At 57.7% G+C, this 5171-nt stretch carries 3 protein-coding genes; all 3 read left to right on the forward strand.

The genetic code is table 11. The annotated features are described in order from the left end of the window. The first annotated feature begins 299 nt into the window (after positions 1–299). The 3 genes from K1Y02_25105 to K1Y02_25115 are packed head-to-tail and all read left to right on the forward strand — an operon-like array spanning position 300 to position 4866. Entirely contained in the window at positions 300–665 is a 366-nt protein-coding gene (locus tag K1Y02_25105; GenBank protein ID MBX7259659.1) for a PadR family transcriptional regulator, read from the forward strand. Beyond that, positions 658–3414, forward strand: a complete 2757-nt coding sequence (locus tag K1Y02_25110; protein ID MBX7259660.1) for a hypothetical protein — start codon at positions 658–660, stop codon at positions 3412–3414. Before K1Y02_25105 ends, K1Y02_25110 begins: the two co-directional genes overlap by 8 nt. 6 nt (positions 3415–3420) lie before the next feature. After that, a complete protein-coding gene (locus K1Y02_25115; GenBank protein MBX7259661.1) occupies positions 3421–4866 on the forward strand; it encodes an exosortase/archaeosortase family protein in 1446 nt (481 codons plus the stop codon). Positions 4867–5171: the final 305 nt, after the last annotated feature.

The following is a 5171-nucleotide window of genomic DNA, read 5'->3' on the forward strand; positions in this document are numbered from 1 at the left end:
TCCAAACCAACAGATGTTCTATACTTGCTCATGGCCGGTTCCTCCTGATGGCACCTCGGTGCCGTTTAACTTTGCAGGCGAGTTTATCGCACTGCGTCGGAGGACCGGCCTTCTCATCTTATCTTTGGGTTGATCTCCTGGGATCGGCACTGCCATCTATCTTGCGGCGTCCGTGCGTCAACTTCCTCACGCCATGAGGTAAAGCCTTTGATGGAAATAGTTTAGCTCTTATTTTCACAAAACACCTTGCAATACATAGTACTATGTGGTACATTTTCGCTGGAGGTTCTGTCAGTTCCATGTCTGAACCACAGTCCGAGTTCAACCTCTCCAACTGGGTCACTCAGGCCCGCAAAGGCCTGCTCGAACTTTGCATCCTCTCTCTGCTCTCCAAAGGCGATATCCACGCCTATGAACTCGTGAAGCGGCTTGCCGGCATGCGAGCCCTGGTTGTCACTGAGGGAACGGTCTATCCCCTGCTCTCTCGCTTGCGCGCGGCGGGACTTCTCGAATCGCGCTTGGAGGAGTCATCCTCCGGACCCGCCCGTAGGTACTACGGCTTGACCGACAAAGGGCGGCAAAGCATTCATATGATGCAGACCCATTGGAAGGAATTGGTGAAGGAAGTCGAGATACTGATGGAAAGTGGACAGGACCATGATTGAGTGGACACCGGAAGCGAAAGAAAGTCTCGAAGAGTATTTGAAGCATGTTGACCGTTTGTCGAGGTCCATGGGCGATGATGCAACGGAAATAGTGCAGGGTCTGCGCAGCCATATCACAACGGAAGTTGAGGCGCAGTCCGGACCGCTGGTGACGTTGGAGCATCTCAATCGCGTGATCGCCGCCACAGGCACCCCGCAACAAGTGCTGGGTTTTACGGAGACCGGCTCGAATACGTCTCGGGACGAGGCGGCGCGCCTCGTGCGGGAGATTGCAGACGAGCACAGCGAGAAGAGGCTGCACAACCACTATCCGGACCGAGTACGCGCGTTCGTGCTGTTCTTTGGATTTGCGATTCCATTGCTGGCCCTGATAGTCGAATTCAACTCCGGAATCATGGCTGGAATGTACATGGACCCAGTGCCCACCATCTGGCATGTGGCTGCGGGAGTGGCGCTACTGATTTCTATACTGTTCGGCGACATAGTGGTTGTCCGCCTCGTGTATGGCAAATCAGTTCGATGGCCCAAGTTGGCACTCTTTCTGAATGCGTATGCCACAGCACTTGCGACGGTGTACTTTGTCGTTTATCTGCCGATGCTCCCAGTATCTACGGTAATGATCATTGCAGTGGGGGGCGGCTTACTGGGCTTGGCCCCCATGTTCTGCATGCTATCAGGGCTATACCACATGCGACTCCTGCATCGCCTGATGCCGCACGGGATGATTCCCCGCCGGACAGCGCGAAAGTGCACATGCGCGGGTGTGTTGCTGGTGGCCGTACTGACCGGGCTGTATGCGGGACCAGCCCTCTATACCAAGCATCTCGTCAAGCAAGCGATATCTGACGATGCCGCCGAACGCGAACGTGCCGTCGATTGGATACGCACGCTGCATCTTGAAGGCGCCGTCCTCGAGGATTGTTATGCACTGCCTGGAAAGCAACTGTTCGGCCGCAGAGTCGATAATTGGGAAGAGGAATGGATTTCGGACAAGTCTGCGTATCATGCGTTGTACTATCGCCTGACAGGCAATTCACATCGGAGCGTTCCGAGGCCGGAAATCCCGGGCACGTCGCCGTTCGCCGGCCGCGTCGCCTTCGATGAAACTGTCATGGAGACGTGGAACGACATAGGCGGCACAGAGGTAGCGGGGCGTGCGCGCGGTTTGCGTCTCAAGGAAAGTGCCATAGACGTCAATGTAACTACCTTCAAGCAGGATGGATCGGGACCTGCCATCGCGTACATAGAGTGGATTCTGGAATTCCGCAACACTGACGGATGGGAAAAGGAAGCGCGAGCCCACATCGACATGCCGCCCGGCGCTGTTCCTTCCCGACTCACCCTTTGGATTGACGGCGAAGAACGTGAAGCGGCATATGGCACCCGAGAGCAGACCCGCGAGGCATACCGTAAGGTCGTGGAGCGCCGGCGCGATCCTGCTTTGCTCAATGTTGTCGGACCCGGCGTTGCAATGCTGCAGTGCTATCCAGTTCCTCCTTCCGGGACGATGAAAGTGAAGGTAGGCTTTACCGCGCCTCTCGCAGTCCGAAATGGCAAGTCGTTTCTCCGACTCCCGTACATTTCAGAATGTAATTTCGACATCGGTCCAAAGCTCGAGCACGCCATTTGGGTGGAATCCACCGTGGACGCACAAGCGCGCGCCGCAACCCTCTCTCAAGAGCAAAGCGCAAACGGGACGATGACCCTTCGCGGGAAGTTCACGGAAGAGCTCCTGCAGAGTTCCGATAGCGCCACCCTGGAGTTTCCGTATCTCAGCGCGGACGGTTCCACGTTTGTGGGCGAGCTGAACGGCACGCGTGCTCAGGCTGTTCCCGGTCCGGCGCCTGCCGCGGAAGTATCGAAGCTGTGTTTCGTGCTGGACGGTTCAGTATTCATGCGCGATGTGCCCATCGACTGGAACCGCGTGGTCCAATCGCTTGACGGCAACGTTCAAGTCACTGCCGTTTTCGCAGGGCAGAAGTTGGAGACGTTCTCCGACTCTTTCTTCGCGCCAGACGCAGGCCTCGCAACGTGGCTTGCTTCTCGCACGTTCGAAGGGGGTTGCGACGCCGTGCCCGCACTGGAAAAGGCTTGGAACCTGGTATCCTCCAGCGCACCCGGCCAGGGTGCAGTCGTGTGGGTCCATGGGCCACAGCTTATCGAACTGTCGTCCAGCGAAGGTCTACAACAACTGTTGAGACGGCGACCGGCCAATGGACAAGGACTTCCGGCCTTGTTGTCGATTCAAGTCAAGTCGGGACCCAACCGAGTGTTGAACAGTCTGACGGGTATGGTGGAACGCGTGCCGTTGGTAAGTTCATTGGAGGACACCCTGGTCGACTGCGCGAAGGGTGGTACAGGAAACGATCTGCAGTTGACGTACAGTCTCACGCAAGTAGCAGAACCCGGAATCGAGGACAGCAATTCGTCAGCCATGGAACACATGGTACGGCTTGCCGTAAATGACGACGTACTAAATGCCATCTCGTCAAATGACCCCACATGGAAAACGGAGGCCAGCAAGCGCGCGCAAACGGTTCGCATTGTGACGCCGCTTACGGGCGCAGTCGTGCTTCAGACAAAACAACAGTATGCGGAGGCTGGCCTCGACCCGTCCGCCGATGAAGATGCGATTCCCGGTATTCCCGAACCGTCGGAGTGGGCGCTCCTTATCGCTGTGGTCCTTGTGCTCGCGGTAACCGCGATGAGAAGCCGCGCAGCGCGCCGGAATGCGGTGCGCACCGAGTAGCGGGCCATGACGCACATCGTCAGGCCAGCCGTAGCAGGACTCTTCTGGGTGTTCGTTGTGGCCGCAGCATGTTGGGCGGCATTCGCGGCCATGTGGGAGCGCTGGCGTGCGCCTTGGGGTTCAAGCTGGGGCGCGTGGGTCTTCTGCGCAACACTGATCATTTGGACGAGAATGGTCCTAAATACTAAGGCAACCAATGATCGTCACGATGCCCCTGCCCGCGACTGGCTAATCGCTGCCACTGGTTTCGTCGTTCTCTATGCGGCGCTCTTCCCACACGTGCCGAAACTGGTGTCGTGCGAACTCGCCGTGATGGCCGTGGGCTGTGTCATGGTTGGCGTTCTTCCAGCGGAAACGCGGCGCGTGAGTTGGGGACTCTTTCCGCTGTTGGCGCAGGCGCCCCTCGTCAGCACAGCGCTCGACTTCTATGTTGGTTATCCGCTGCGACTGTGCGCTACAAAGCTTGCGGCTGTCATGTTGCTGGGTAACGTCGCTGCGGTCGGTACGGGACTCTCCACCGGAGGAAATGTCGTCTTTGTCGACGCGCCCTGCAGCGGCATTCGCATGCTTTCCGCGTCGCTTGTCCTCGCGGGCGCCCTATCGCTTTTGTTGCGCTTTCGTCTGATCCCTACCTTTGCTCTGCTTGCGTCATCTGTGCTTCTTGCGCTCTTTGGAAATGCACACCGCGCTGCGAGCCTTGTGCTCGTCAACATTCCACCCGATGCACCCGCACACGCGCTGATCGGCATTGTTGTCTTTGCGGAGTGCTCGGTTTTGCTGCTGCTTATCGCGAAATTTCTGCATCGTCGCCAGACGCGACGTATCAGCCCGGAGGGCGTCGCCTCAAAAGCTGGTCCTTTGGTGAAGTTGACTTTTCTTCTGGCCTGCGCAGCAACAGCGGGCCTGACAATGCTACCCGGCGGCATTCCCGCCGCAACGGCCAGCACAACGACCGTCGCTTGGCCGAAGACGTGGCAAGGACAGACTTTGAGTCCCATACCTCTGCCCTCGGAATGGGACTCATTTCTGTCGGGATTTCCGGGTGCGTGGGCACAGTTCCGTGTGGGCGACACCGGTAAAGTCGTCTTGATGCGCTATTGCACAATCGCGACGCGCATGCTGCATCCTGCCGAGAACTGCTATCTCGCGTTGGGCGGCGATTGTACGCCCATGCCAAGTCTGCGCGACGAGCAAGGACATGTCTGGAGCCGCTTTGAGTACACGGCCCCCGACGGGGCCAAACGCACGGTGAGCCAGTGCTATTTCGCACTCTCCGAAATAGATACGAGCAGGCAATTGCCTGCTCGGGTCGACGACGTAAGTGATTGGCTGCGCAGCGCAACGTCGTGGTCCGACGCAAGCGCGTGGTACTGGGCGTCTTCAATGCCGGGTTCAGACGTTCGCGCCACACTTGCCATCACCGTGGCGGAGCCAACACATACAGGTGGTTAGCAGAAGAAGAAAATCGGTGCGGAAGGCAGTGACGAAATGACGTTCGAAGATGTTTAACGCAAAGACGCTAAGTCGCAAAGACGCAAGGAGGCTGAGGTAACCGCGAAGGGGTCCCTCAATAGAAGAATCCTCGCGGCTTTGAGTTAATTTCTCAGGTTCGGCACTGCCATTGCTGCGTCTTTGCGGCTTCCATGAGAAGGCCTAGTCAAATCCGACGTGGCGGGTTTCGTTGGACGAGCCTGCCTTGCTTCCATACGCACTGCTTAATGCTCGTAACTTGGGCGCGTGCACGATAGGGTCCAACC

It is taken from the genome of Candidatus Hydrogenedentota bacterium, assembly GCA_019695095.1.
Classification (GTDB): Bacteria; Hydrogenedentota; Hydrogenedentia; order Hydrogenedentales; family SLHB01; genus JAIBAQ01.